Source organism: Paraburkholderia silvatlantica (assembly GCF_003096715.1).
Classification (GTDB): Bacteria; Pseudomonadota; Gammaproteobacteria; order Burkholderiales; family Burkholderiaceae; genus Paraburkholderia; species Paraburkholderia silvatlantica.
The window spans coordinates 24,344-47,358 of sequence record NZ_QEOL01000002.1 but is presented as its reverse complement, the minus strand read 5'-3'; the positions used below and the strand labels follow the sequence as shown (position 1 = coordinate 47,358).

The following is a 23,015-nucleotide window of genomic DNA, read 5'->3' as shown; positions in this document are numbered from 1 at the left end:
TGGTTGGCGATGCTGTAAGTACGCTGTAATAAAGCGCGTGCAAGGCGAATTTCCGGAATCAAGCGATGGTGGGTCAGAGGCCAGACGAAGCGCCGCAGGCGCATGAAGGGCCCGATGTACCGCCGGGCGAAGTCGGAGCATCCAGCCGGGGGCAGGATGCAGCGGCAAAAAATTCCGGACGCACCGATCACAACGCGCGCTGGGACGAGCTGGACGCCAGCCAGCAAGATAACAACGACATCGTTCCGCTCACCCGGGCCGAAGCCGAGCAGATTTTCGGCGCGCAGGTGAGTCGCCCATCGCGCGTCACGCCGTTTCGTGTCGTCGCGGCGCAAGTGGTTTTGTCCCTGGTTGCAACGTTGGTGTGGTGGCTGTTTTATAAGCAGCCGGCCAATGCCGCGCTGTCTGCGTTCCTGGGCGGAGCGATCTGCTGGTTTCCCGGTGCGCTGTTCGCGGCGCGCCTGAAGCAGTTGAGCAGGGCCGGCACCGTGTTTAACTGGATGCTCGGTGAAGCCTTCAAGATGGGGGCGACGATTGCGATGTTCGTCGCCATCGCGTTCTGGTATCGCGACGTGCAGTGGATTCCCTTGCTCGTCACGTACCTGATCGCACTAAAGACATACTGGATCGCGCTCGCGTGGCGCTGACCCACCCACATCGCGCCGCCTGAAGTCAGGGCGTCGAAGCGATGATGGTGGAAGTTGGCTGGCCAATGCGAAAAGAATAAGACACGATCCACGGCGGTGCGTTCCCGCAATACAGTATTGCGGCGGGAGCGGCCGAAAAACGATTTTCGACAATTTGGGTGTTTCTAACGATATGGCAGCCAGCGAAGGAACGAGCGGTCCGGGTCCGTCCGAGTACATTGCTCACCACTTGCAGAACTTTGCGACCTCGCACCAGACGTCGATCGTCGACTTCAGCGTCTGGAACATCGACACGTTGTTCTGGTCGATCCTGTGCGGCGTCGTGACTATCCTCATCCTGCGCCTCGCTGCGCGCAAGGCGACCCCGGGCGTACCGGGCCGCTTCCAGTGCGCCATCGAAATGCTGGTCGAGATGGTCGAGGACCAGTCCAAGTCCATCGTCCATGGCAACCGCGCATTCATCGCGCCGCTCGCGCTGACCGTGTTCATCTGGGTCGCGCTCATGAACTCGCTCGACTTCGTTCCCGTCGACCTGCCCACGCGCGTGATCGGCTGGCTCGGCCTGTCCGAAGTGCTGCCGCACCAGCGCATCGTTCCGACTGCCGACCTCAACGGCACGTTCGGCATCGCGCTCGGCGTGTTCGTGCTGATGATTTACTACAACCTCAAGATCAAGGGTCCCGGCGGCTTCGCACACGAGCTGCTCTCGGCCCCGTTCGGCGCGCATCCGCTGCTGTGGATCCCGAACCTTGCACTGAACATCATCGAGTTCGTCGCCAAGACGGTTTCGCTCGCCCTGCGGTTGTTCGGCAACATGTATGCAGGCGAACTGCTGTTCCTGCTGATCGCGCTGCTGGGCGGTCTGTGGAGCTTCGGCGCGGACACGACGGTGCTTGGCTTCATCGGCCACGTGATTGCGGGCAGCGTCTGGGCGATCTTCCACATCCTGATCGTTCTGCTGCAGGCGTTCATTTTCATGATGCTGACGCTGGTGTACATCGGCCAGGCACACGACAAGCACTAAGTGCTCGTCGAACCAGAATTGCAGTTTTAAATCCCCAGTTCCAGAAAATCTCAATAAGGAGTGATCATGCAAGCTTTCATCGCCAACATCCAGGGTTTCACGGCCATCGGTATCGGCATCATCATCGGCCTGGGTGCAATCGGCGCCTGTATCGGTATCGGCCTGATGGGCGGCAAGTACATCGAAGCGTGCGCACGTCAGCCTGAGCTGATGAACCCGCTGCAAACGAAGATGTTCCTGCTGGCTGGTCTGATCGACGCGGCGTTCCTGATTGGCGTGGGTGTTGCAATGCTGTTCGCGTTCGCTAACCCGCTGCTCTCGAAGCTCGCGGGCTAAGTTCCCTGGAAGGTTGCGCCTGACCTATAACGGGTAGTGGGCGCATGGCGGAACGGGAGACGAGGCGCTGATCGAGTTTCACAACCGATGAGCGCCTTGCCGTTTCAATTCCCCGGAATAGCAACGATTAAGGAAACACCGTGAATCTCAACGCAACCCTGTTTGCGCAAATGGTCGTGTTCCTGATCCTCGCGTGGTTCACGATGAAGTTCGTGTGGCCGCCGTTGATCAACGCCCTCGACGAGCGCTCGAAGAAGATCGCAGACGGCCTCGCCGCTGCGGAAAAGGGCAAGGCGGAACTCGAAGCGGCGCACAAGCGCGTCGGCGAAGAGCTCGCTACGGCCCGTAACGAGGGTCAAAGCCGTATCGCCGACGCCGAAAAGCGCGCGCTGGCCGTCGCAGAAGAAATCAAGGCCCAGGCACACGCGGAAGCGGCACGCATCATCGCTCAGGCGAAGGCCGACGCCGACCAGCAGGTCGTCAAGGCACGCGAAGCACTGCGCGCCGAAGTCGCCGCCCTCGCCGTGCAAGGCGCCGAGCAGATCCTGAAGCGCGAAGTCGATCAGTCGGCCCACGCCGAACTGCTGAATCAACTGAAAGCCGAGCTCTGATCATGGCCGAACTTGCAACCATCGCCCGCCCGTACGCAGAAGCATTGTTTGGCGTGGCCGAAGCTGGTGACACCGCCGCCTGGTCCACGCTCGTTTCGGAGCTGGCACAGGTTGCGGCCTTGCCCGAGGTGCAGTCGGTCGCGACGAGCCCGAAGGTGAGCCATGCCCAGGTCGTCGAGCTGCTGCTCGCGGCGGTGAAGTCGCCGGTCAAGGAATCGGCCGAGGTGAAGAACCTCGTGCAGATGCTGATCGAGAATCATCGCCTGGCACTGCTGCCGGAAATCCAGACGCAGTTCGAAGCGCTCAAGAACGCCAGGGCAGGTGCTGCTGACGCAGTGATCGTCAGCGCGTTCCCGCTCGAAGGCGCCCAGTTGGACGACCTCGTCGCCAGCCTCGAACGCAAGTTCAAATGCAAGCTGAAGCCGACCGTCGAGATCGACAAGTCGCTCATCGGCGGCGTGCGCGTCACGGTCGGCGACGAAGTGCTCGATACCTCGGTCCGCGCGCGGCTCGCCAGCATGCAGGCGGCTCTGACCGCCTGAGCGCCTCGATCCCAAGGATCGGGCGCGGCGGCTGGCACGCAACAGAATTGAACATCAGGAGCGAATAATGCAACTCAATCCCTCTGAGATCAGCGAGCTGATCAAGAGCCGGATCCAGGGCCTTGAAGCGAGCGCAGACGTTCGCAATCAGGGCACCGTGATCTCCGTGACCGACGGTATCGTGCGTATCCACGGCCTGTCGGACGTGATGCAGGGCGAAATGCTCGAATTCCCGGGCAACACCTTCGGCCTCGCGCTGAACCTCGAGCGCGACTCGGTCGGCGCGGTGATTCTGGGTGAGTACGAGCACATCTCGGAAGGCGACATCGTCAAGACGACGGGCCGCATTCTCGAAGTGCCGGTGGGTCCCGAACTGATCGGCCGCGTGGTCGACCCGCTCGGCAACCCGATCGACGGCAAGGGCCCAGTCAACGCCAAGATGACCGACGCGATCGAAAAGATCGCTCCGGGCGTGATCTGGCGTGAAGGCGTGTCGCAGCCGGTGCAAACCGGTCTGAAGTCGATCGACTCGATGGTGCCGATCGGCCGTGGCCAGCGCGAGCTGATCATCGGCGACCGTCAGTGCGGCAAGACCGCGGTGGCCGTCGACACGATCATCAACCAGAAGGGCAAGGACCTCATCTGTATCTACGTCGCCATCGGTCAGAAGGCTTCGTCGATCCAGAACGTGCTGCGCAAGCTCGAAGAAACGGGCGCGATCGAGTACACGATCGTCGTTGCCGCTTCGGCTTCGGAATCGGCCGCGCTGCAGTACCTCGCGCCGTACGCCGGCTGCACCATGGGCGAATACTTCCGCGATCGCGGTCAAGACGCCCTGATCATCTATGACGACTTGACCAAGCAAGCCTGGGCATACCGTCAGATCTCGCTGCTGCTGCGCCGCCCGCCGGGCCGTGAAGCTTACCCCGGCGACGTGTTCTACCTGCACTCGCGTCTGCTCGAGCGTGCGGCTCGCGTGTCGGCCGACTACGTCGAGAAGTTCACGAACGGCGAAGTGAAGGGCAAGACGGGTTCGCTCACCGCACTGCCGATCATCGAAACGCAAGCCGGCGACGTGACCGCGTTCGTTCCGACGAACGTGATCTCGATTACCGACGGCCAGATCTTCCTGGAAACCGACCTCTTCAACGCAGGCATCCGCCCGGCAATCAACGCCGGCGTTTCGGTGTCGCGTGTGGGTGGCGCGGCTCAGACGAAGGTCATCAAGAAGCTGTCGGGCGGTATTCGTACCGACCTCGCGCAGTACCGTGAACTGGCGGCGTTCGCCCAGTTCGCATCGGACCTCGACGAAGCGACCCGCAAGCAGCTCGAGCGCGGCCGCCGCGTGACCGAACTGCTCAAGCAGCCTCAGTACCAGCCGCTGCAAGTGTGGGAACTGGCTGTTGCGCTGTTCTCGGCGAACAACGGCTACCTCGACGACATCGACGTCAAGGACGTCCTGCCGTTCGAAAAGGGCCTGCGCGAATACCTGAAGTCGAAGCACGCCGACCTCGTCGCGCGCATCGAGGACAAGAAGGACCTGTCGAAGGACGACGAGAACGCGCTCCACGCGGCTCTCAAGGACTTCAAGAAGTCCGGCGCATATTGATCCGTCCGGGAATCAGACACGATAAACGGACTGGGACCCGGGGCGGCGCGCAAGCGCTCATCCGGGTCGACAAAGGAGCAAAGCAATGGCTGGAATGAAGGAAATTCGCGGCAAGATCAAGAGCGTGCAGAACACGCGCAAGATCACCAAGGCGATGGAAATGGTCGCGGCGTCGAAAATGCGCCGCGCCCAGGAGCGCATGCGCGCCGCCCGCCCGTATGCCGACAAGGTCCGCGACATCGCTGCGCACATGAGCCGTGCGAACCCCGAGTACCGCCACCCGTTCATGGTGGAAAACACCGGTGCGAAGGTCGCAGGCGTGATTCTCGTCACGACCGACAAGGGTCTGTGCGGCGGGATGAACACCAACGTGCTGCGCGCGACGCTGCAGAAGTTCAAGGATCTGGAGGCATCCGGCACGTCGATCGAAGCCACTGCGATCGGCAGCAAGGGCCTCGGTTTCCTGAACCGTCTGCGCGCGAAGGTCGTCTCGAACGTTGTGCAACTCGGCGACACGCCGCACCTCGAAAAGCTGATCGGCGCGATCAAGGTGCAGCTCGACCAGTACTCGGAAGGCAAGCTTTCCGCCGTGTACCTCGCGTACACGCGCTTCGTCAACACGATGAAGCAGGAGCCTGTGATCGAGCAACTGCTGCCGCTGTCGGCCGAGCGTCTCGAAGCGAACGACGACGGCACGACGCCGAAATCGGCGTGGGACTACATCTACGAGCCGGACGCGCAAACCGTCGTGGACGAACTGCTGGTGCGCTATGTCGAAGCCCTGGTCTATCAGGCCGTGGCGGAAAACATGGCTTCGGAGCAGTCGGCCCGTATGGTGGCGATGAAGGCGGCGTCGGACAACGCGAAGACGGTCATCAACGAACTGCAGCTCTCGTACAACAAGAGCCGCCAGGCCGCGATTACGAAGGAACTTTCGGAAATCGTCGGCGGCGCAGCCGCCGTCTGACAGGCGCGAACCGAGTGCGAAACCGCGCCGGTGTTGATCCGGTGAGCGAGTGAAGAATTCAGGTATCTAAAGGAAAATCGATGAGTACAACTGCTTTGGTAGAAGGCAAGATCGTACAGTGCATCGGCGCGGTGATCGACGTGGAATTCCCGCGTGAGCACATGCCGAAGATCTACGACGCGCTGATTCTCGAAGGGTCGGACCTGACCCTCGAAGTGCAGCAGCAGCTGGGCGACGGCGTTGTCCGCACCATCTGCCTGGGTGCTTCGGACGGTCTGCGCCGCGGCGTGATCGTGAAGAACACGGGCAGCCCCATCAGCGTGCCGGTCGGCAAGCCGACGCTCGGCCGCATCATGGACGTGCTGGGCCGTCCGATCGACGAAGCCGGTCCGATCGTCAGCGAAAACACGCGCGCGATCCACCAGAAGGCTCCGGCATTCGACGAGCTCTCGCCGTCGGCCGAACTGCTCGAAACCGGCATCAAGGTTATCGACCTGATCTGCCCGTTCGCAAAGGGCGGCAAGGTGGGTCTGTTCGGCGGCGCTGGCGTGGGCAAGACCGTCAACATGATGGAGCTCATCAACAACATCGCCAAGGAACACGGCGGTTTCTCCGTGTTCGCGGGCGTGGGCGAGCGTACCCGTGAGGGCAACGACTTCTACCACGAAATGAAGGACTCGAACGTTCTCGACAAGGTCGCGCTGGTGTACGGCCAGATGAACGAGCCGCCGGGCAACCGTCTGCGCGTCGCGCTGACCGGTCTGACGATGGCCGAGTATTTCCGTGACGAAGGCCTCGACGTGCTGTTCTTCGTCGACAACATCTACCGTTTCACGCTGGCTGGCACGGAAGTGTCGGCACTGCTCGGCCGCATGCCGTCGGCAGTGGGCTATCAGCCGACGCTGGCAGAGGAAATGGGCAAGCTGCAAGAGCGCATCACGTCGACGAAGAAGGGCTCGATTACGTCGGTTCAGGCCGTGTACGTCCCGGCTGACGACTTGACCGACCCGTCGCCGGCTACGACCTTCGGCCACCTGGACGCAACCGTCGTGCTGTCGCGCGACATCGCCTCGCTGGGCATCTACCCGGCAGTCGACCCGCTCGACTCGACCTCGCGCCAGATCGACCCGAACGTGATTGGCGAAGAGCACTACTCGATCACGCGCGGCGTGCAGCAAACGCTGCAGCGCTACAAGGAACTGCGCGACATCATCGCGATTCTGGGCATGGACGAACTGTCGCCGGAAGACAAGCTGACCGTCGCCCGCGCTCGCAAGATCCAGCGTTTCCTCTCGCAGCCGTTCCACGTTGCGGAAGTCTTCACGGGCTCGCCGGGCAAGTACGTGCCGCTGAAGGAAACGATCCGCGGCTTCAAGATGATCGTTGGCGGCGAGTGCGATCATCTGCCGGAGCAGGCGTTCTACATGGTCGGCACGATCGACGAAGCCTTCGAAAAGGCCAAGAAGATCCAGTAAGGGTCGAGTTGCCAACGGGCGGGCAGGTAACGCATGACTTGTCCGCCGAAGCAACCCATTGACCCCAGGCCGCACATGGGATCGGAATAAGCGCTGAAGCGCTAACGCCGATCGACAGGAGTCGACACATATGGCAGCAACCATCAAGGTAGACGTCGTCAGCGCCGAAGAGAATATCTTCGACGGCCAGGCGAAGTTCGTCGCGCTTCCGGGCGAGGCGGGCGAGCTGGGTATTCTGCCGGGCCACACGCCGCTCATCACGCGTATTCGTCCGGGTGCAGTGCGCATCGTGGCGGAAGACGGCGGCGAAGAGTTCGTGTTCGTCGCAGGCGGCATTCTCGAAGTTCAGCCGGGCGCCGTCACGGTGCTCGCCGACACCGCGATTCGCGGCAAGGATCTCGACGAGGCGAAGGCCACGGAAGCGCGCAAGCGCGCTGAAGAGACGCTGCAGAACGCGGGCTCGAACCTCGAGTACGCCACCGCCCAGGCCGAACTGGCCTACGCGGTCGCGCAACTCGCGGCGATCCAGCGCCTGCGCAGGATGAACCAGCATTAACTGGTTCTCGTACGCGCGCCCTCGTGGCGCGGCGTTCGAAGCAAAAAGGGCTCCCCAACCGGGGGGCCCTTTTTGCATGTGCGCTCCGGTGAGCGGGCACGGCCCGATGGCATCGAGATGAAAAACGCGGCATAAATGCCGTGAGTCACGGTGGTCGATAAAAACGCTCAGACATACTTGACGTTTACGGAAAGGTAATGCCAAATCATGTGTTCGCAGTCGGCCGAGACCCTGCGGGTAAGACTTGATGCCGCCCCCGGGAAATCCGGTGGCACAATGGTTTTCAAATTCATTTCAAACGCGGGAGTGACGCTCCCCAGGAGACAGCCATCATGGCAATCGACGCAGCAGGCGCGCGCGCCGCGCCCGGTGTACATGAGCCGCTCATCGCGCCGAGAGACGGGCTTTCCTACGTGCGAGGCACAACCGACGTGCCGCTCAGCGACGCGACCCTCGGCACGTTCCTGCAGGAGACAGCCGGCCGCTTTCCCGGGCGGCCTGCCGTGGTGTTCCGCGAGCAGGGCATCCGCTGGAACTGGCGCGAGTTCGCCGCCGAAGTCGACGTGCTCGCGGCCGGCTTCGCCGAGCTAGGTATCGTCAAGGGGGATCGCGTCGGCATCTGGTCGCCCAATCGCGTCGAGTGGCTCCTCACCCAGTTTGCGACCGCGCGTATCGGCGCGGTGCTCGTCAACATCAATCCCGCGTATCGCCTGGCCGAACTCGAATATGCGCTGAACAAGGTCGGCTGCAAGGCGATCGTCTCGGCAGAAAGCTTCAAGACCTCGAAGTATCTGGAGATGCTGCAGACGCTCGCGCCCGAGCTTGCGAGCGCCACGCCCGGCCAGCTGCAGGCTGCGCGCCTGCCCGAACTGCGCGCGGTCGTGCGCATGTGCGACACGGCCACGCCCGGCATGTTCTGCTTCAGCGAACTCGTGGAGATGGGTCGCGAGCGCATTGCGCGCGACGGTACGGCGTGGCTCGACGCGATCGACGCGACGCTCTCGCCCGATGACGCCATCAACATCCAGTTCACGAGCGGCACGACCGGCAATCCGAAGGGCGCGACGCTCACGCACCGCAACGTGCTCAACAACGGGCGTTTCATCGCCCAGGCGATGCGCCTTACGCAAGAAGACTCGCTCTGCATTCCGGTGCCGCTCTATCACTGCTTTGGCATGGTGCTCGCCGTGCTCGCGTGCGTTTCCGTGGGCGCGAACATGGTGTTCCCGGGCGAAGCCTTTGATCCGCGCGCAACGCTCGAAGCCGTCTCGGAAGAGGGCTGCACGGCACTGCACGGCGTGCCCACGATGTTCATCGCGGAACTCGATCATCCGGAGTTCGCGCGTTTCGATCTTTCGAAGCTGCGCACGGGCATCATGGCCGGCTCGCCGTGCCCGATCGAGACGATGAAGCGCGTGGTCTCGAAGATGCATCTTGCCGAAATCACGATCGCCTACGGCATGACGGAAACGAGCCCGGTGTCGTTCCAGAGTTCGACCACCGACCCGCTCGACAAACGCACGACCACGGTCGGCCGGATTCAGCCGCATCTCGAAGTGAAGATCGTCGACGCGCTCGGCAATACCGTGCCCGTGGGCGAAACGGGCGAGCTATGCACGAAGGGCTATTCGGTGATGCAGGGCTATTGGGGCGACGAGCAGAAGACGGCCGAGTCGATCGTCGATGGCTGGATGCATACGGGCGATCTCGCGACGCTCGACGCCGAAGGCTACTGCAACATCGTCGGCCGCCTCAAGGACATGCTCATTCGCGGCGGCGAGAACATCTACCCGCGTGAGATCGAAGAGTTTCTGTTCCGCCACCCGAAGGTGCAGTCCGCGCAGGTGTTCGGCGTGCCCGACGCGAAGTACGGCGAAGAAGTGTGCGCGTGGATCGTATTGCGGCCGGGCGAAACGGCAACGGCAGAGGAGGTCCAGGCGTTCTGCCAGGGGCAGATTGCGCACTACAAGATCCCGAAGTACATCCGTTTCGTCGACGAACTGCCGATGACCGTGACAGGCAAGGTGCAGAAGTTCGTGATGCGCGCGCGCATGATCGACGAACTCAAGATCAGCGAGCAGAAGACGGCTTGACAGGTGACTCGATGCGACGCCGCGGCGGCCGATTCACGGCACCGCGGCGGATTTTCGGAGCACGCAAAAATAGTCGGGAAACCGAACGATTATCCGGCGATTGCCTGGATTGTCTGGCAAGGGGGGGCGTTGATGCGGAAAGGATGCCTGTTGAATAACGAAAGGTGCAGGCGAAAAAAAAGCGGGCCTGGAGCCCGCTAAAAACCACACGCTACGGGGTTAGCGCGAGGAGACCAAAGGAGGAGCCGGGTCATGAAACGTCTGCGACGCCGGTCACGGCTCCAACAAGGATGCCCCTCGAGAGGGCTTCGGCGTAGGGCCGACCGGCTGGTGTTTTGTGTCCGCTCACACTGGCACCACGCCACATCCGTGTTGAAACCGTTGAAGGCATTGTGGGCGAATTAAGATAGGTTCGCGGTAACAAAGTGTTTCAGGTTGTAACGCCCGTCAGATAAGGCTCTGCGGCTCTTTTTGCCATCCTGGGCGTTTTGCGGAAGTCATTTTTACCGCTTTTTTCGAGGCTGTTTGACAGCCTTAACGGCAACTCGCGCGCGAGGATTCGTATCGCATGAAGGAAGGCCCACGGCATGGGCCTCGTGCGCATGACGGGCACGGTGCGCCATGACCGGTTGCGCCCATGCGCAATGCGTCGGCATTGCGCTCGTGCGTGAAATGCAAACTTCGCGCCCCTCGAGTCACGACATCTTCTGCAACTCATCGTAGCAATTCGAAGGGCCATAACAATGCGGCGCGATTCAACGCCTCACTTTAGCCACTTGTCGGAGATTGCCTGATATTCGCCGCTCGCGCGCGCAAGGTGCAGCCACTGATCGACATACTGCTGGAACACCACGTCCGCGCGCGGCACCATCCACGCTTTCTCGCCATACTGAAAGGGCTGGTCGGGATGCACCGAACACAGCCCCGGGTTGAGCTTCTGCTGCAGCATGGTCTCGGAGGCATCGGTGACCATCACGTCGGCCTTGCCCGCGAGGATCTGTTTGAAGATCGTCACGTTGTCCGGATACGTGATGAGATTCGCCTGCGGCAAGAACTGCTTCGCGAAGCGCTCGTTGGTGCCGCCCGGATTCACGATCACGCGCACGGAAGGCTGGTTGATCTGCGCAACCGTTTGGTACTTCTTGACGTCTTCGCACCGCACGATCGGCGTCTTGCCGTCGACCTGATAGGCCTCGGTAAAGAACGCGCGCTTCTGGCGCTCGAGCGTCGTGGAGACGCCGCCCACCGCAATGTCGCACTTCGCGAGAAAGTCGTTCATGAGGTTCGACCACGATGTCTTCACGAACTCGGCCTTCACGCCCAGCGACTTCGCGAGCGACTGGGTCATGTCGATGTCGATGCCTTCGAACGTGCCGTCCTGCCTGTAGAACGAGTAGGGCTTGTAGTCGCCGGTCGTGCAGGCGCGCAGCGTGCCGCGCGCGATGATCTCGTCCAGGTGCGAAGGCGCGGTGGCGGTCTGCGCACCGTTGGCGGCGGCGCCGGCAGACGGGCCTGTGGCGCACGCGCTCAGCAAAGCGGCGCTAACGAACATCAGGCCGAGAGCGGCTTTTTTCATTGTGTCTCCGTATCGGGTTTTGATTGAGATGTAGCGTTCTGGAAAGCCGTCTGATGATAGTCCTCGCGTACGAGGCAGATAAGCGCGGACTTACCTGGGTAGGCGAGACCTATACTGCAGTAGCATTGTGCTTTCTGATCCCGCCCATCAGCGGCATAGGCGGCATAGGCGGCATAGGCGGCATGCGTGGGCGGCCGCTCCGGTAAAATGGCCGCTTGCTTCCGAAACCCTGGCGCGACTTCGCGCATCCAGCACGTGGCCCACACTCTCCTGAACGACACCTTCCTGCGCGCGCTGCTGCGGCAGCCGACCGAGTACACGCCTGTCTGGCTGATGCGCCAGGCAGGCCGCTATCTGCCGGAGTACAACGCGACGCGCAGCCGCGCGGGCAGCTTCCTCGGCCTCGCGAAGCATCCCGAATACGCGACCGAGGTCACGCTGCAACCCCTCGAGCGCTATCCGCTCGACGCCGCGATCCTGTTCTCCGACATCCTCACGATTCCGGACGCGATGGGCCTCGGCCTTTCGTTCCAGGCGGGTGAAGGGCCGAAGTTCGCGCGCCCCGTGCGTACCGAAGAAGACGTGGCGCGACTCGCCGTGCCGGATATCGGCGCGACGCTCGGCTACGTGACCGACGCCGTGCGCGAAATTCGCCGCGCGCTCACCAATGCGGACGGGCGCCAGCGCGTGCCGCTGATCGGCTTTTCGGGCAGCCCGTGGACGCTCGCCTGCTACATGGTCGAGGGCGGCGGCTCGGACGACTTCCGCACGGTGAAGTCGATGCTGTACGCGCGCCCGGACCTCATGCAGCGCATTCTCGAAGTCAACGCGCAGGCCGTGGCGGCCTACCTGAACGCGCAGATCGAAGCCGGCGCGCAGGCCGTGATGATCTTCGACACCTGGGGCGGCGCGCTCGCGGACGGCGCCTATCAGCGTTTCTCGCTCGCGTACATCGCGCAGGTGGTGGCGCAGCTCAAGCGCGAGCACGATGGCGAGCGCGTGCCGGTGATCACGTTCACGAAGGGCGGCGGCCTCTGGCTCGACGAAATCGCCGATTCGGGCGTGGACGCCGTGGGCCTCGACTGGACCGTCAATCTTGGGCGTGCGCGCGAGCGCGTGGGCGATCGCGTGGCGCTCCAGGGCAACCTCGATCCCACCGTGCTGTTCGCCTCGCCTGCCGCGATTCGCGAACAGGCGCGCGCGGTACTGGACAGCTTTGGCGCGCACGCGGGCCATGTGTTCAATCTCGGCCATGGCATCTCGCAGTTCACGCCGCCCGAAAGCGTGGCCGAACTCGTGGACGAAGTGCATCGTCACAGCCGCGCGATTCGCGCCACCGGTGCGTGACGTTTTTGATGCGTCGCAGCAAGCTGGGCTCCGGGCGTCAGGGTATGACCGGGCTCAAGAGGCCATCCAGACGCCATCGCGGTCCTGTCAAGACTTGACTTATACACACTTGCCTCGTTGCGGCGCGCAAGAGGGAAAGGTTGTCGCAGGGCCCCACCGAGGTCCGGGCAGAATCAATCAGACCCTTGACAGACAAGGCTTTCGGCGCTCCACGGCGCTCTGTGCGGTATCCCACATAACGACCTTGCGCGGGAGCCCCGCGGCGGCGCCCGGCAAGTTCTCAACAAAGTTATCCACAGGCGCAGATTCGGGGGCGCGATTGTTCTGCGGAATCCAAAACTTAGCGCGAAATCTCACGTATTACTTTAGGTTTGCGTGTCTGTGCGACGGCGTACAGAACTTCCCTGGGAGTCAGGCATGACAGGGCAGTACGTGCGCGTGGCGCTGGATCATCCGCTGGATGCGCTTTACGACTATCGCTATGGTCTCGACAGTGCGCCCGCGCCCGGCATGCTCGTGCGCGTACCGTTCGGGCGTCGCGACGTGGTCGGCCTGATCTGCGAAGTGAACGCTCACAGCGACGTGCCCGCGAACAAGATTCGCGACGTGAGCGCGGTGTGCGCCGCCTGTCCGCCGCTTTCGGCGCAATGGCTCGCGCTGGCTGGCTTTGCCGCCGACTACTATCAGCGGGGGCTGGGCGAGGTCGCCTTGCCGGCGCTGCCGCAGGCGTTGCGCGATCCGTCGCGCTGGGCGCGCCTGCTCGCCCCCGAGGAGCGCTACCGGCTGTCGCCGCAAGGGCGCGCCGCGCTGCCCGACGCCTTGCCGGCGCGCGCCCAGGCGCTGCGCCGTCTCGCGCAGGCGCTCTCCGGCGCGGGCGAACTCGACGTAGCCGCGGCCCGCGCGCTGCATCCCAAGGCGATTGCGACGCTCGAAGCCTGGTGCGAGGCCGGCTGGGTCGAGCATGAGCGCATCGAGTTCGGCGCGGCCGCAAGCGCGGCTCACAGCGCCGCGCCGACTGCCGCCGTGGACGTCCCGCGCCTGAGCGACGAGCAGGCCGACGCCGTGGAGGCGATCGGCGCGGCGAGCGGCTTCGCGCCCTTCCTGCTGCACGGCGTGACGGGCAGCGGCAAGACCGAGGTCTATCTGCGCGCGCTCGCGGCGCTGCTCGAGCGCGACCCGGGCGCCCAGGCGCTCGTACTGGTTCCGGAAATCAATCTCACGCCGCAGTTCGAGGCGGCCTTTCGCACGCGCTTCGCGGCCACGCTTGCCGACGAGGCCATCGTCACGCTTCACAGCGGCCTCGCCGAAGGCGAGCGCGCCCGCAACTGGCTCGCGGCGCACACGGGCCGCGCGCGCATCGTGCTCGGCACGCGGCTCGCGGTGCTCGCCTCGCTGCCGCGTCTCGCGATGCTCGTGGTCGACGAGGAACACGACCCTGCCTACAAGCAGCAGGAAGGGCTGCGCTACTCGGCGCGCGACCTCGCGGTATGGCGCGCGAAGCAGCTGGGCGTGCCGGTCGTGCTGGGCTCGGCCACGCCGTCGCTCGAAAGCTGGTGGCAGGCCGAGCAGGGCCGCTACACGCGCCTCACGCTTGCGCGCCGCGCGATCGCCGACGCGGTGCTGCCCACCGTCAAGCTGATCGATCTCGAAGAGGAGCGGCGGCGGGGCCGCGCGTCGTTCGAAGGGCTCTCCGGGCCTTTGGTCGCGGCGATGAAGGCGCGCCTCGAGCGCGGCGAGCAGAGCCTCGTGTTCCTGAACCGTCGCGGTTACGCGCCCACGCTCGCGTGCGATGCCTGCGGCTGGGTGGCGGGCTGCCCGCGCTGCAGCGCGTACGTCGTGCTGCACAAGCCCGAACGCGGGCTGCGCTGCCATCACTGCGGCTGGGAATCGCGCATTCCGCGTTCATGTCCCGAGTGCGGCAACGTCGACATCGCGCCGATGGGGCGCGGCACGCAGCGCATCGAGGAGGCGCTCGCGAGCGCGGTGCCGGGTGCGCGGGTGCTGCGCATCGACGCCGACAGCACGCGCCGCAAGGGCAGCGCGCAGGCGCTTTTCTCCGACGTGCACGCGGGCGAGGTCGACATCCTGGTGGGCACGCAGATGATCGCGAAGGGACACGACTTCCAGCGTGTGTCGCTCGTTGGCGTGCTGAACGCCGACAATGCGCTCTTTTCGCACGATTTCCGGGCGAGCGAGCGCCTGTTCGCGCAGCTGATGCAGGTGAGCGGGCGGGCGGGGCGCGCCGGCCTGGCCGGCGAGGTGCTCGTGCAGACGCGCTATCCGCGTCACGCGCTCTATCACGCACTGGCGCGCCAGGACTACGTGGGGTTTGCGAACACGCAGATCGCGGAGCGGCGCGATGCGCATCTGCCGCCGTTCGTCTATCAGGCGTTATTGCGCGCCGAAGGGCGCACGCTGGAGGCGGCGCTGACGTTCCTCGCCCAGGCCGCGGAGGCGCTCGCGGCGATTCCGGGCGCCGAACGCGTCATGGCCTACGACGCGGTGCCGCTCACCATCGTGAAGGTGATGAACGTGCATCGCGCGCAACTGCTCGTGGAAAGCCAGTCGCGTGCCGCGCTGCAGGCAACCCTGCGCGCGTGGCAGCCCGCGCTGCGCGCGTTGCGCGGCGTGCTGCGCTGGAATCTCGAAGTCGATCCGCTCGATATCTAGCGGCCCACGGCAGCCGGCATGGCCGCGCAGACGCGCACCCTGCCGCAACAGCGGGGCCGCCCGGCATCAACTTCCCGTTTCCTTCCTCACTGGCCGACGGTGTCGGCCACGTCCCTGCACGCCGCGCGCTTCAAGCTCATGCGGCGTTCATCCGGCGCCGTCGCGCCGCGAATGAAAAGCACGGCGCACGTGGCGCACATCGTCCAGATCCCTGCGATTACCAGCAGCTTTTCCATTTTCCGGTCCCTTCGCACTTTCTTGTGATCAACAACCCCTGCTCTGTTTGTATAACGGCACGGCCGCAGAATCGATTAGGGTTGTCCAGCGTGTTGCGGAGCCAGGGAAAATACCAAGCGCAACCCGCGCGGCCCGGTGGGCGGACATCGGCCGCAAACCCAGGCTGCACAAGACCTCAGCCACGGTGCAACCATTTTGAGGGAGTGGTTGCACCTTTTTATTGGCAGGGTTACGATTCGCCAACTTTTTGGTCACCGCCGGTGCGGGTCTGCCGGCATACGAAGGAAACATGGCTAGCACCACACTTGGCGTCAAGGTCGACGACCTCCTCCGCTCCCGCCTCAAGGACGCCGCCACGCGGCTCGAGCGCACGCCGCACTGGCTCATCAAGCAAGCCATCTTCGCCTATCTCGAGAAAATCGAGCACGGCCAGCTGCCTCCCGAACTCAATGGTCATGTCGGTGCGACCGATCTCGCCGAAGGTACTGCCGCTGACGACGACGAAGCCGCATCGCACCCGTTCCTCGAATTTGCGCAAAACGTGCAACCGCAGTCGGTGCTGCGCGCGGCCATCACGGCCGCGTACCGCCGCCCGGAGCCGGAGTGCGTGCCGTTCCTGATCGGCGAGGCGCGTCTGCCGGCCAACCTCACGGGCGACGTGACGAAGCTCGCCACGAAGCTCGTGGAAACGCTGCGCGCGAAGGGCACGGGCGGTGGTGTGGAGGGCCTGATCCACGAGTTTTCGCTGTCCAGCCAGGAAGGCGTGGCGCTGATGTGCCTCGCCGAAGCGTTGCTGCGCATTCCGGACCGCGCCACGCGCGACGCGCTCATTCGCGACAAGATCAGCAAGGGCGACTGGAAATCGCACGTGGGCCACGCGCCGTCGCTGTTCGTGAACGCCGCCACATGGGGCCTCATGATCACCGGCAAGCTCGTCACGACGAACAGCGAAACCGGCCTGTCGTCGGCGCTCACGCGCATGATCGGCAAGGGCGGCGAGCCGCTGATCCGCAAGGGCGTGGACATGGCCATGCGCCTGATGGGCGAGCAGTTCGTCACTGGCGAGAACATCTCCGAAGCGCTGGCCAACAGCCGCAAGTTCGAAGCGCGCGGTTTCCGCTACTCGTACGACATGCTCGGCGAAGCCGCGACGACGGAAGCCGATGCCCAGCGCTACTACGCATCGTACGAGCAGGCGATCCACGCCATCGGCAAGGCCGCGGGGGGCCGCGGCATCTACGAAGGCCCGGGCATTTCGATCAAGCTCTCCGCGCTGCACCCGCGCTACTCGCGTGCGCAGCAGGAACGCACCATGGGCGAGCTGCTGCCGCGCGTGCGCGCACTCGCCGTGCTCGCCCGCCGCTATGACATCGGCCTCAATATCGACGCCGAAGAAGCCGACCGTCTCGAACTTTCGCTCGACCTGCTCGAAGCGCTGTGCTTCGATCCGGAACTCGCGGGCTGGAACGGCATTGGCTTCGTGGTGCAGGCTTACCAGAAGCGCTGCCCGTTCGTGATCGACTACATTGTCGATCTCGCGCGCCGCAGCCGTCACCGCATCATGGTGCGCCTCGTGAAGGGCGCGTACTGGGATACGGAAATCAAGCGCGCCCAGGTGGATGGCCTCGAGGGCTACCCCGTGTACACGCGCAAGATCTACACGGACGTGTCGTACCTCGCCTGCGCGAAGAAGCTGCTCGGCGCGCCGGATGCCGTGTATCCGCAGTTCGCCACGCACAACGCGTATACGCTTTCGGCGATCTATCACCTCGCGGGCCAGAACTACTATCCCGGCCAGTACGAATTCCAGTGCCTGCACGGCATGGGCGAGCCGCTGTACGAAGAAGTCACGGGCCCGCTCTCGCAGGGCAAGCTCAACCGTCCGTGCCGCGTCTACGCGCCGGTCGGCACGCATGAAACGCTGCTTGCGTATCTCGTGCGGCGTCTGCTCGAAAACGGCGCGAACACGTCGTTCGTGAACCGCATCGCCGATGCCTCCGTGCCGGTCGCCGAACTGGTCACGAATCCCATCGACGCCGCCGCCAAGGTCGTGCCGCTCGGCGCGCCGCACGCGAAGATTCCGCTGCCGCGCGAGCTCTACGGCAACGAGCGCCTCAATTCGATGGGCCTCGATCTCTCGAACGAGCATCGTCTCGCGTCGCTTTCGTCGGCGCTGCTGGCGAGCGCGCATCATCCGTGGCGCGCCGCGCCGATGCTCGCGGACAGCGACATCGCAGACGGCGCCGCGCGCGACGTGCGCAACCCCGCCGATCATCGCGATCTCGTCGGCACCGTTGTGGAAGCCACGAGCGAGCACGTGAGCGCCGCGCTCACGCACGCCGTGGCCGCCGCGCCGATCTGGCAGGCCACGCCCGTCGAAGCGCGCGCGGATTGCCTCGCGCGCGCCGCCGATCTGCTCGAAGCGCAGATGCATACGCTGATGGGCCTGATCGTGCGCGAGGCGGGCAAGTCGCTGCCGAACGCCGTGGCCGAAATTCGCGAAGCGATCGACTTCCTGCGCTATTACTCCACGCAGATCCGCGAAGAGTTCTCGAACGATACGCACCGCCCGCTCGGCCCCGTGGTGTGCATCAGCCCGTGGAACTTCCCGCTCGCGATCTTCATGGGCCAGGTGGCCGCGGCGCTCGCAGCCGGCAACACGGTGCTCGCGAAGCCGGCTGAACAAACGCCGCTGATCGCCGCGCAAGCCGTGCGCATCCTGCGCGAAGCCGGCGTGCCGGCGGGCGCGGTGCAACTGCTGCCGGGCAACGGCGAAACCGTGGGCGCGGCGCTCGTCGCCGACCACCGCACGCGCGCCGTGATGTTCACGGGCTCGACCGAAGTCGCGCGCCTCATCAACAAGACGCTGTCCGAACGTCTCGATTCCGAAGGCCGCCCGATTCCGCTGATCGCCGAAACCGGCGGCCAGAATGCGATGATCGTCGATTCGTCGGCGCTCGCGGAGCAGGTCGTGGCCGACGTGCTGCAAAGCGCGTTCGACTCGGCCGGCCAGCGCTGTTCCGCGCTGCGCGTGCTGTGCCTGCAGGACGACGTGGCGGACCGCACGCTCGAAATGCTCACGGGGGCGATGAAGGAACTCGCGGTGGGCAACCCCGACCGCCTCTCGACCGACGTCGGCCCCGTGATCGACATCGACGCGAAACGCGGTATCGACTCGCACGTGGCCGGCATGCGCGAAAAGGGCCGCAAGGTCCTGCAGATGCCGACCCCCGACACCTGCGCGCAGGGCACGTTCGTGCCGCCCACGCTCATCGAGCTCGACAGCCTCGACGAACTCAAGCGCGAAGTGTTCGGCCCGGTGCTGCACGTGGTGCGCTATCGCCGCAGCCAGCTCGACCGCCTGCTCGAGCAGATCCGCGCCACGGGCTACGGCCTCACGCTCGGCATTCACACACGGATCGACGAAACGATCGCCCACGTGATCGGCCGCGCGCACGTGGGCAACATCTATGTGAACCGCAACGTGATCGGCGCGGTAGTGGGCGTGCAGCCGTTCGGCGGCGAAGGTCTGTCGGGCACGGGGCCGAAGGCGGGTGGCGCGCTCTATCTGCCGCGCCTGCTCGCGAAGCGTCCGGCCGGCTTACCGAAGTCGCTCGCCGATGTGCTCGTCGTCGATGCGCCGCAAGGCGCCGAAGGCAACGGCGCGCCGCAGTCGGCACAGGCTGCGCTCACGACGCTGCGCGACTGGCTCATCGCCGAGCGCGAGCCCGCACTCGCGGCGCGCTGCGAAGGCTATCTCGAATACGTGCTCGCGGGCGCCACGGCGGTTCTGCCGGGCCCGACGGGCGAGCGCAATACCTACACGCTTTCGGCGCGCGGCACGGTGCTGTGCGTGCCGTCCACAGCCACGGGCGCACGCGCGCAACTCGCCGTTGCGCTCGCAACGGGCAACCGCGCGCTGTTCCAGGGCGCGGCGGGCGAAGCGCTCGTGAGCGCGCTGCCGGCACCGCTGAAGGCCCACGTGGCGATCAGGAAGACGGCAGACGCCGACTTCGATGCGGTCCTCTTCGAAGGCGACAGCGACGAGCTGCTCGCACTCGTGAAGGAAGTGGCCAAGCGTCCTGGCCCGATCGTCTCGGTGCAGGGGGTGGCCGCGCACGCGCTCGCCAACGGCGATGAAGATTACGCGCTCGAACGGCTGCTCGCGGAACGTTCGGTCAGCGTGAATACGGCAGCAGCAGGCGGTAATGCAAATCTGATGACGATCGGCTAAGCACAAGCCATACTGTCGGTCGTCTCAAGACAAGGAAGCGGCAAGGCTCACGAATCCGAAGCCGCTCGTTCGATACCTGGTACCAAGGAGAAGCAATGCAACACACGATGAAGCAGCTGGCAGGCGCAACGCTTGTTGCCGCCCTGTCGCTGGCGGGGACTGCGCACGCACAACAAGCCGAAGACGTGAAGATCGGTTTCGCCGGTCCGATGACGGGTGCGCAGGCGCACTACGGCAAGGACTTCCAGAACGGCATCACGCTCGCAGTCGAAGAGATGAACGCGACGAAGCCGGTGATCGGCGGCAAGCCGGTTCACTTCGTGCTCGACTCGGCCGACGATCAGGCCGACCCGCGCACGGGCACGACGGTCGCGCAGAAGCTCGTCGACGACGGCATCAAGGGCATGCTCGGCCACTTCAACTCGGGCACGACGATCCCGGCTTCGCGCATCTACGCGAACGCAGGCATCCCGCAGATCGCCATGGCGACGGCGCCCGAGTACACGCAGCAAGGCTTCAAGACGACGTTCCGCATGATGACCTCGGACACGCAGCAGGGTTCGGTGGCGGGCGCGTTCGCGGTGAAGAACCTGGGCATGAAGAAGATCGTCGTGATCGACGACCGCACGGCTTACGGCCAGGGTCTCGCCGACGAGTTCTCGAAGGCGGCGAAGGCTGCGGGCGGCACCATCATCGACCGCGAGTACACCAACGACAAGGCCGTCGACTTCAAGTCGGTGCTGACGAAGGCGAAGGCGATGAACCCCGATCTGGTCTACTTCGGCGGCGCGGATTCGCAGGCGGCGCCGATGGTCAAGCAGATGAAGTCGCTGGGCATCAAGGCCCCGCTGATGGGCGGCGAAATGGTGCACACGCCGACCTTCCTGCAGATCGCGGGTGACGCGGCGAACGGCACGGTGGCGTCGCTCGCCGGCCTGCCGCTCGACCAGATGCCGGGTGGCAAGGACTACGTCGCGAAGTACAAGAAGCGCTTCGGCGAAGACGTGCAGACGTACTCGCCGTACGCCTACGACGGCGCCATGGCGATGTTCGACGCCATGAAGAAGGCCAACTCGACGGATCCGGCGAAGTACCTGCCGTTCCTCGAGAAGACCAGCATGCCGGCGGTCACGACGTCGGACCTCGCCTACGACCAGCGCGGCGACCTGAAGAACGGCGGCATCACGCTGTACAAGGTTGTCGACGGCAAGTGGACGACGCTGCAAAGCGTGGGCGGCAAGTAAGCGCCTGAGCTTCGGCAGATGTAAAACGCCCCGCAGAATCGAAAGATCTGCGGGGCGTTTGTTTTGGGGGCTCGACGCGAAAGGTGAGCTTGTTCAGGATTCCTTGTCAGTCATTCTCCGCGCATTTTCCTGCCCGCTTCGCGGATCTGCTCGAGCGTCGCCGCAGGCGTGCTCGCTTCCTTCGTCACACGGATTTCGATCAGCGCGGGCTTGCCTGCCGTGAGCGCGCGCTCCAGCGCAGGGGCGAATTGCGCCGTGGTCGTGACGACTTCGCCATGCGCGCCGAACGACTGCGCAAACGCCGCGAAGTCGGGGTTCGTGAGCTGCGTGCCGTGCACGCGGTTCGGATAGTGGCGCTCCTGGTGCATGCGGATCGTGCCGTAGTGCGCGTTGTTCACGACGATGAATACGACATTCAGACCGTACTGCATCGCCGTGGCGAGTTCCGACGAGGCCATCATGAAGCAGCCGTCGCCCGCGAGCGCGACCACGGTGCGCGAGGGGTAAAGCGACTTCGCGGCGATCGCGGCGGGCACGCCGTAGCCCATCGCGCCGCTCGTGGGCGCGAGTTGCGAGCGGAAGTGGCGATACGCGAAGTGGCGATGCAGCCACGTTGCGTAATTGCCCGCGCCGTTCGTGACGATCGCGTCGTCGGGCAGGCGTGCGCGCAGCTGCTGCATGACTTCGCCGAGTTGCACGTCGCCCGGCATCGGCAGCGGCTTGCGCCATGCCTGCCACGCCTCGTGCGCCTGTGCGGCGCTGCCGGCCCACGCGGGTTGCGCGGGGGCGGGCAGTTCTGCGAGCAGCGCCGCGATTTCGGCGAGGCCCGACACGATCGGCAGATCGGCTGCATAGACGCGGCCGAGTTCCTCCGCGCCCTGATGCACGTGAATGAGCGTTTGCTTCGTCTTCGGGATGTCGAAGAGCGTGTAGCCGCCCGTCGTGGCTTCGCCCAGACGCGGACCGAGTGCGAGCAGCACGTCGGCTTCGCGAATGCGCTTCGCGAGTGCCGGATTCACGCCGAGACCCACGTCGCCCGCATAGTTGGGATGCTCGTTGTCGAGCGTGTCCTGAAAGCGGAACGCGAGGCCGACTGGCAATTGCCAGTTCTCGATAAAGCGCTGGAAATCGGCGCACGCCTGGGTGTTCCAGCCATGGCCGCCCGCGATCACGAACGGCTTCTTCGCGAGCGCGAGCCATTCGCGCAGGCGCGCCATCTGCGCCGCGGAAGGCGACGCCTGCACGCGCTGCGCGGGCGGTGCGACGGGCTGCGCTTCGGACGCGGGAATCGCGCCGCTCAGCATGTCTTCGGGCAGCGCGAGCACGACCGGGCCGGGCCGTCCCGACATCGCGACATGGAACGCATGGCTCAGATATTCGGGCACGCGGCGCGCGTCGTCGATCTGCGCGACCCACTTGGCCATCTGGCCGAACATGCGTCGATAGTCGATCTCCTGGAACGCCTCGCGGTCCATCTGGTCGCGCGCGACCTGGCCGATCAGGAGGATCATCGGCGTGGAGTCCTGGAACGCCGTGTGCACGCCGATCGAGGCGTGCGTGGCGCCCGGCCCGCGCGTGACGAGCGCGACGCCGGGCCTGCCCGTGAGCTTGCCGATCGCTTCCGCCATGTTTGCCGCCGCCGCCTCGTGACGGCACACCACGGTTTCGATCTTCGCGGTTTCGTCGGACAACGAATCGAGCACCGCGAGATAGCTCTCGCCCGGTACGCAGAACACGCGCTCGACGCCATTGGCGACGAGGGCATCGACGACGAGGCGGGCGCCGGTGGTGGTGGCTTCGGCGGTGGCGGATGCGTTCGGCTGCTGCATGGCGGTCAAGTCTCCTTC

At 64.8% G+C, this 23,015-nt stretch carries 17 protein-coding genes; 14 read left to right on the top strand and 3 right to left on the bottom strand.

What is annotated here, in order from left to right; all coding sequences use genetic code 11:
* Positions 1-65: 65 nt before the first annotated feature.
* The 10 genes from C7411_RS02515 to C7411_RS02470 all read left to right on the top strand — a co-directional run bounded on the left by C7411_RS02515 (position 66) and on the right by C7411_RS02470 (position 9,860).
* Positions 66-647: an ATP synthase subunit I gene (locus tag C7411_RS02515; RefSeq protein ID WP_110383269.1), complete on the top strand. Its 582-nt coding sequence runs from the start codon at positions 66-68 to the stop codon at positions 645-647.
* Positions 648-819: 172 nt separating this feature from the next.
* On the top strand, positions 820-1,671 hold the full coding sequence (atpB, locus tag C7411_RS02510) for a F0F1 ATP synthase subunit A (RefSeq protein WP_110383270.1): 852 nt from the start codon (positions 820-822) through the stop codon (positions 1,669-1,671).
* Between the two features lie 66 nt (positions 1,672-1,737).
* Positions 1,738-2,007 carry a F0F1 ATP synthase subunit C gene (gene atpE, locus C7411_RS02505; RefSeq protein WP_028203308.1) on the top strand — a complete coding sequence of 90 codons (270 nt, stop codon included), beginning with the start codon at positions 1,738-1,740 and terminating at the stop codon, positions 2,005-2,007.
* A gap of 140 nt (positions 2,008-2,147) precedes the next feature.
* Complete coding sequence (locus C7411_RS02500; protein WP_028213229.1) at positions 2,148-2,618, top strand: F0F1 ATP synthase subunit B; 471 nt, start codon at positions 2,148-2,150, stop codon at positions 2,616-2,618.
* Between the two features lie 2 nt (positions 2,619-2,620).
* A complete protein-coding gene (locus tag C7411_RS02495; protein ID WP_110383271.1) occupies positions 2,621-3,160 on the top strand; it encodes a F0F1 ATP synthase subunit delta in 540 nt (179 codons plus the stop codon).
* 67 nt (positions 3,161-3,227) lie between these two features.
* A complete protein-coding gene (gene atpA / locus C7411_RS02490) occupies positions 3,228-4,769 on the top strand; it encodes a F0F1 ATP synthase subunit alpha (protein ID WP_042265983.1) in 1,542 nt (513 codons plus the stop codon).
* 85 nt (positions 4,770-4,854) lie between these two features.
* The gene (atpG, locus tag C7411_RS02485; RefSeq protein ID WP_028203312.1) at positions 4,855-5,736 is read left to right on the top strand and encodes a F0F1 ATP synthase subunit gamma; all 882 of its coding nucleotides are present in this window, start codon (positions 4,855-4,857) and stop codon (positions 5,734-5,736) included.
* A gap of 80 nt (positions 5,737-5,816) precedes the next feature.
* Entirely contained in the window at positions 5,817-7,211 is a 1,395-nt protein-coding gene (gene atpD / locus C7411_RS02480; protein WP_110383272.1) for a F0F1 ATP synthase subunit beta, read from the top strand.
* 130 nt (positions 7,212-7,341) lie between these two features.
* On the top strand, positions 7,342-7,767 hold the full coding sequence (locus C7411_RS02475) for a F0F1 ATP synthase subunit epsilon (protein ID WP_110383273.1): 426 nt from the start codon (positions 7,342-7,344) through the stop codon (positions 7,765-7,767).
* Positions 7,768-8,099: 332 nt separating this feature from the next.
* Positions 8,100-9,860, top strand: a complete 1,761-nt coding sequence (locus C7411_RS02470; RefSeq protein WP_110383274.1) for an AMP-binding protein — start codon at positions 8,100-8,102, stop codon at positions 9,858-9,860.
* A 763-nt stretch (positions 9,861-10,623) separates the two neighbouring features.
* Here C7411_RS02470 and C7411_RS02460 read toward each other — a convergent pair.
* A complete protein-coding gene (locus tag C7411_RS02460) occupies positions 10,624-11,436 on the bottom strand; it encodes a transporter substrate-binding domain-containing protein (RefSeq protein WP_110383275.1) in 813 nt (270 codons plus the stop codon).
* A gap of 255 nt (positions 11,437-11,691) precedes the next feature.
* Here C7411_RS02460 and hemE point away from each other — a divergent pair, with 255 nt between their 5' ends.
* Both hemE and C7411_RS02445 read left to right on the top strand, forming a co-directional pair.
* Positions 11,692-12,783, top strand: a complete 1,092-nt coding sequence (gene hemE / locus C7411_RS02455) for a uroporphyrinogen decarboxylase (protein ID WP_110383321.1) — start codon at positions 11,692-11,694, stop codon at positions 12,781-12,783.
* A gap of 417 nt (positions 12,784-13,200) precedes the next feature.
* Positions 13,201-15,453, top strand: a complete 2,253-nt coding sequence (locus tag C7411_RS02445) for a primosomal protein N' (RefSeq protein WP_110383276.1) — start codon at positions 13,201-13,203, stop codon at positions 15,451-15,453.
* An 86-nt stretch (positions 15,454-15,539) separates the two neighbouring features.
* Here the strand turns inward: C7411_RS02445 and C7411_RS37290 are convergent, their stop codons facing one another.
* Positions 15,540-15,689: a hypothetical protein gene (locus tag C7411_RS37290; protein ID WP_165822731.1), complete on the bottom strand. Its 150-nt coding sequence runs from the start codon at positions 15,687-15,689 to the stop codon at positions 15,540-15,542.
* A gap of 290 nt (positions 15,690-15,979) precedes the next feature.
* Between C7411_RS37290 and putA the strand changes: the two genes are divergently transcribed.
* Positions 15,980-19,924 carry a trifunctional transcriptional regulator/proline dehydrogenase/L-glutamate gamma-semialdehyde dehydrogenase gene (gene putA / locus C7411_RS02440; RefSeq protein ID WP_110383277.1) on the top strand — a complete coding sequence of 1,315 codons (3,945 nt, stop codon included), beginning with the start codon at positions 15,980-15,982 and terminating at the stop codon, positions 19,922-19,924.
* 95 nt (positions 19,925-20,019) lie between these two features.
* Positions 20,020-21,168 (top strand): branched-chain amino acid ABC transporter substrate-binding protein, encoded by a 1,149-nt coding sequence (locus C7411_RS02435; protein WP_110383278.1) that lies wholly within the window; start codon positions 20,020-20,022, stop codon positions 21,166-21,168.
* Between the two features lie 110 nt (positions 21,169-21,278).
* On the opposite strand, the gene C7411_RS02430 is transcribed toward C7411_RS02435, so the two are convergent.
* The gene (locus C7411_RS02430; RefSeq protein ID WP_110383279.1) at positions 21,279-22,997 is read right to left on the bottom strand and encodes a thiamine pyrophosphate-binding protein; all 1,719 of its coding nucleotides are present in this window, start codon (positions 22,995-22,997) and stop codon (positions 21,279-21,281) included.
* Between the last annotated feature and the right edge of the window lie 18 nt (positions 22,998-23,015).

Coding starts and splice junctions, on each gene's coding strand:
- C7411_RS02430 (WP_110383279.1), bottom strand. CDS start 22,997: ATGCAGCAGCCGAACGCATCCGCCACCGCCGAAGCCACCACCACCGGC.
- C7411_RS02515 (WP_110383269.1), top strand. CDS start 66: ATGGTGGGTCAGAGGCCAGACGAAGCGCCGCAGGCGCATGAAGGGCCC.
- atpB (WP_110383270.1), top strand. CDS start 820: ATGGCAGCCAGCGAAGGAACGAGCGGTCCGGGTCCGTCCGAGTACATT.
- C7411_RS02435 (WP_110383278.1), top strand. CDS start 20,020: ATGCAACACACGATGAAGCAGCTGGCAGGCGCAACGCTTGTTGCCGCC.
- C7411_RS02495 (WP_110383271.1), top strand. CDS start 2,621: ATGGCCGAACTTGCAACCATCGCCCGCCCGTACGCAGAAGCATTGTTT.
- C7411_RS37290 (WP_165822731.1), bottom strand. CDS start 15,689: ATGGAAAAGCTGCTGGTAATCGCAGGGATCTGGACGATGTGCGCCACG.
- atpE (WP_028203308.1), top strand. CDS start 1,738: ATGCAAGCTTTCATCGCCAACATCCAGGGTTTCACGGCCATCGGTATC.
- C7411_RS02475 (WP_110383273.1), top strand. CDS start 7,342: ATGGCAGCAACCATCAAGGTAGACGTCGTCAGCGCCGAAGAGAATATC.
- atpG (WP_028203312.1), top strand. CDS start 4,855: ATGGCTGGAATGAAGGAAATTCGCGGCAAGATCAAGAGCGTGCAGAAC.
- C7411_RS02470 (WP_110383274.1), top strand. CDS start 8,100: ATGGCAATCGACGCAGCAGGCGCGCGCGCCGCGCCCGGTGTACATGAG.
- putA (WP_110383277.1), top strand. CDS start 15,980: ATGGCTAGCACCACACTTGGCGTCAAGGTCGACGACCTCCTCCGCTCC.
- C7411_RS02460 (WP_110383275.1), bottom strand. CDS start 11,436: ATGAAAAAAGCCGCTCTCGGCCTGATGTTCGTTAGCGCCGCTTTGCTG.
- atpD (WP_110383272.1), top strand. CDS start 5,817: ATGAGTACAACTGCTTTGGTAGAAGGCAAGATCGTACAGTGCATCGGC.
- atpA (WP_042265983.1), top strand. CDS start 3,228: ATGCAACTCAATCCCTCTGAGATCAGCGAGCTGATCAAGAGCCGGATC.
- C7411_RS02445 (WP_110383276.1), top strand. CDS start 13,201: ATGACAGGGCAGTACGTGCGCGTGGCGCTGGATCATCCGCTGGATGCG.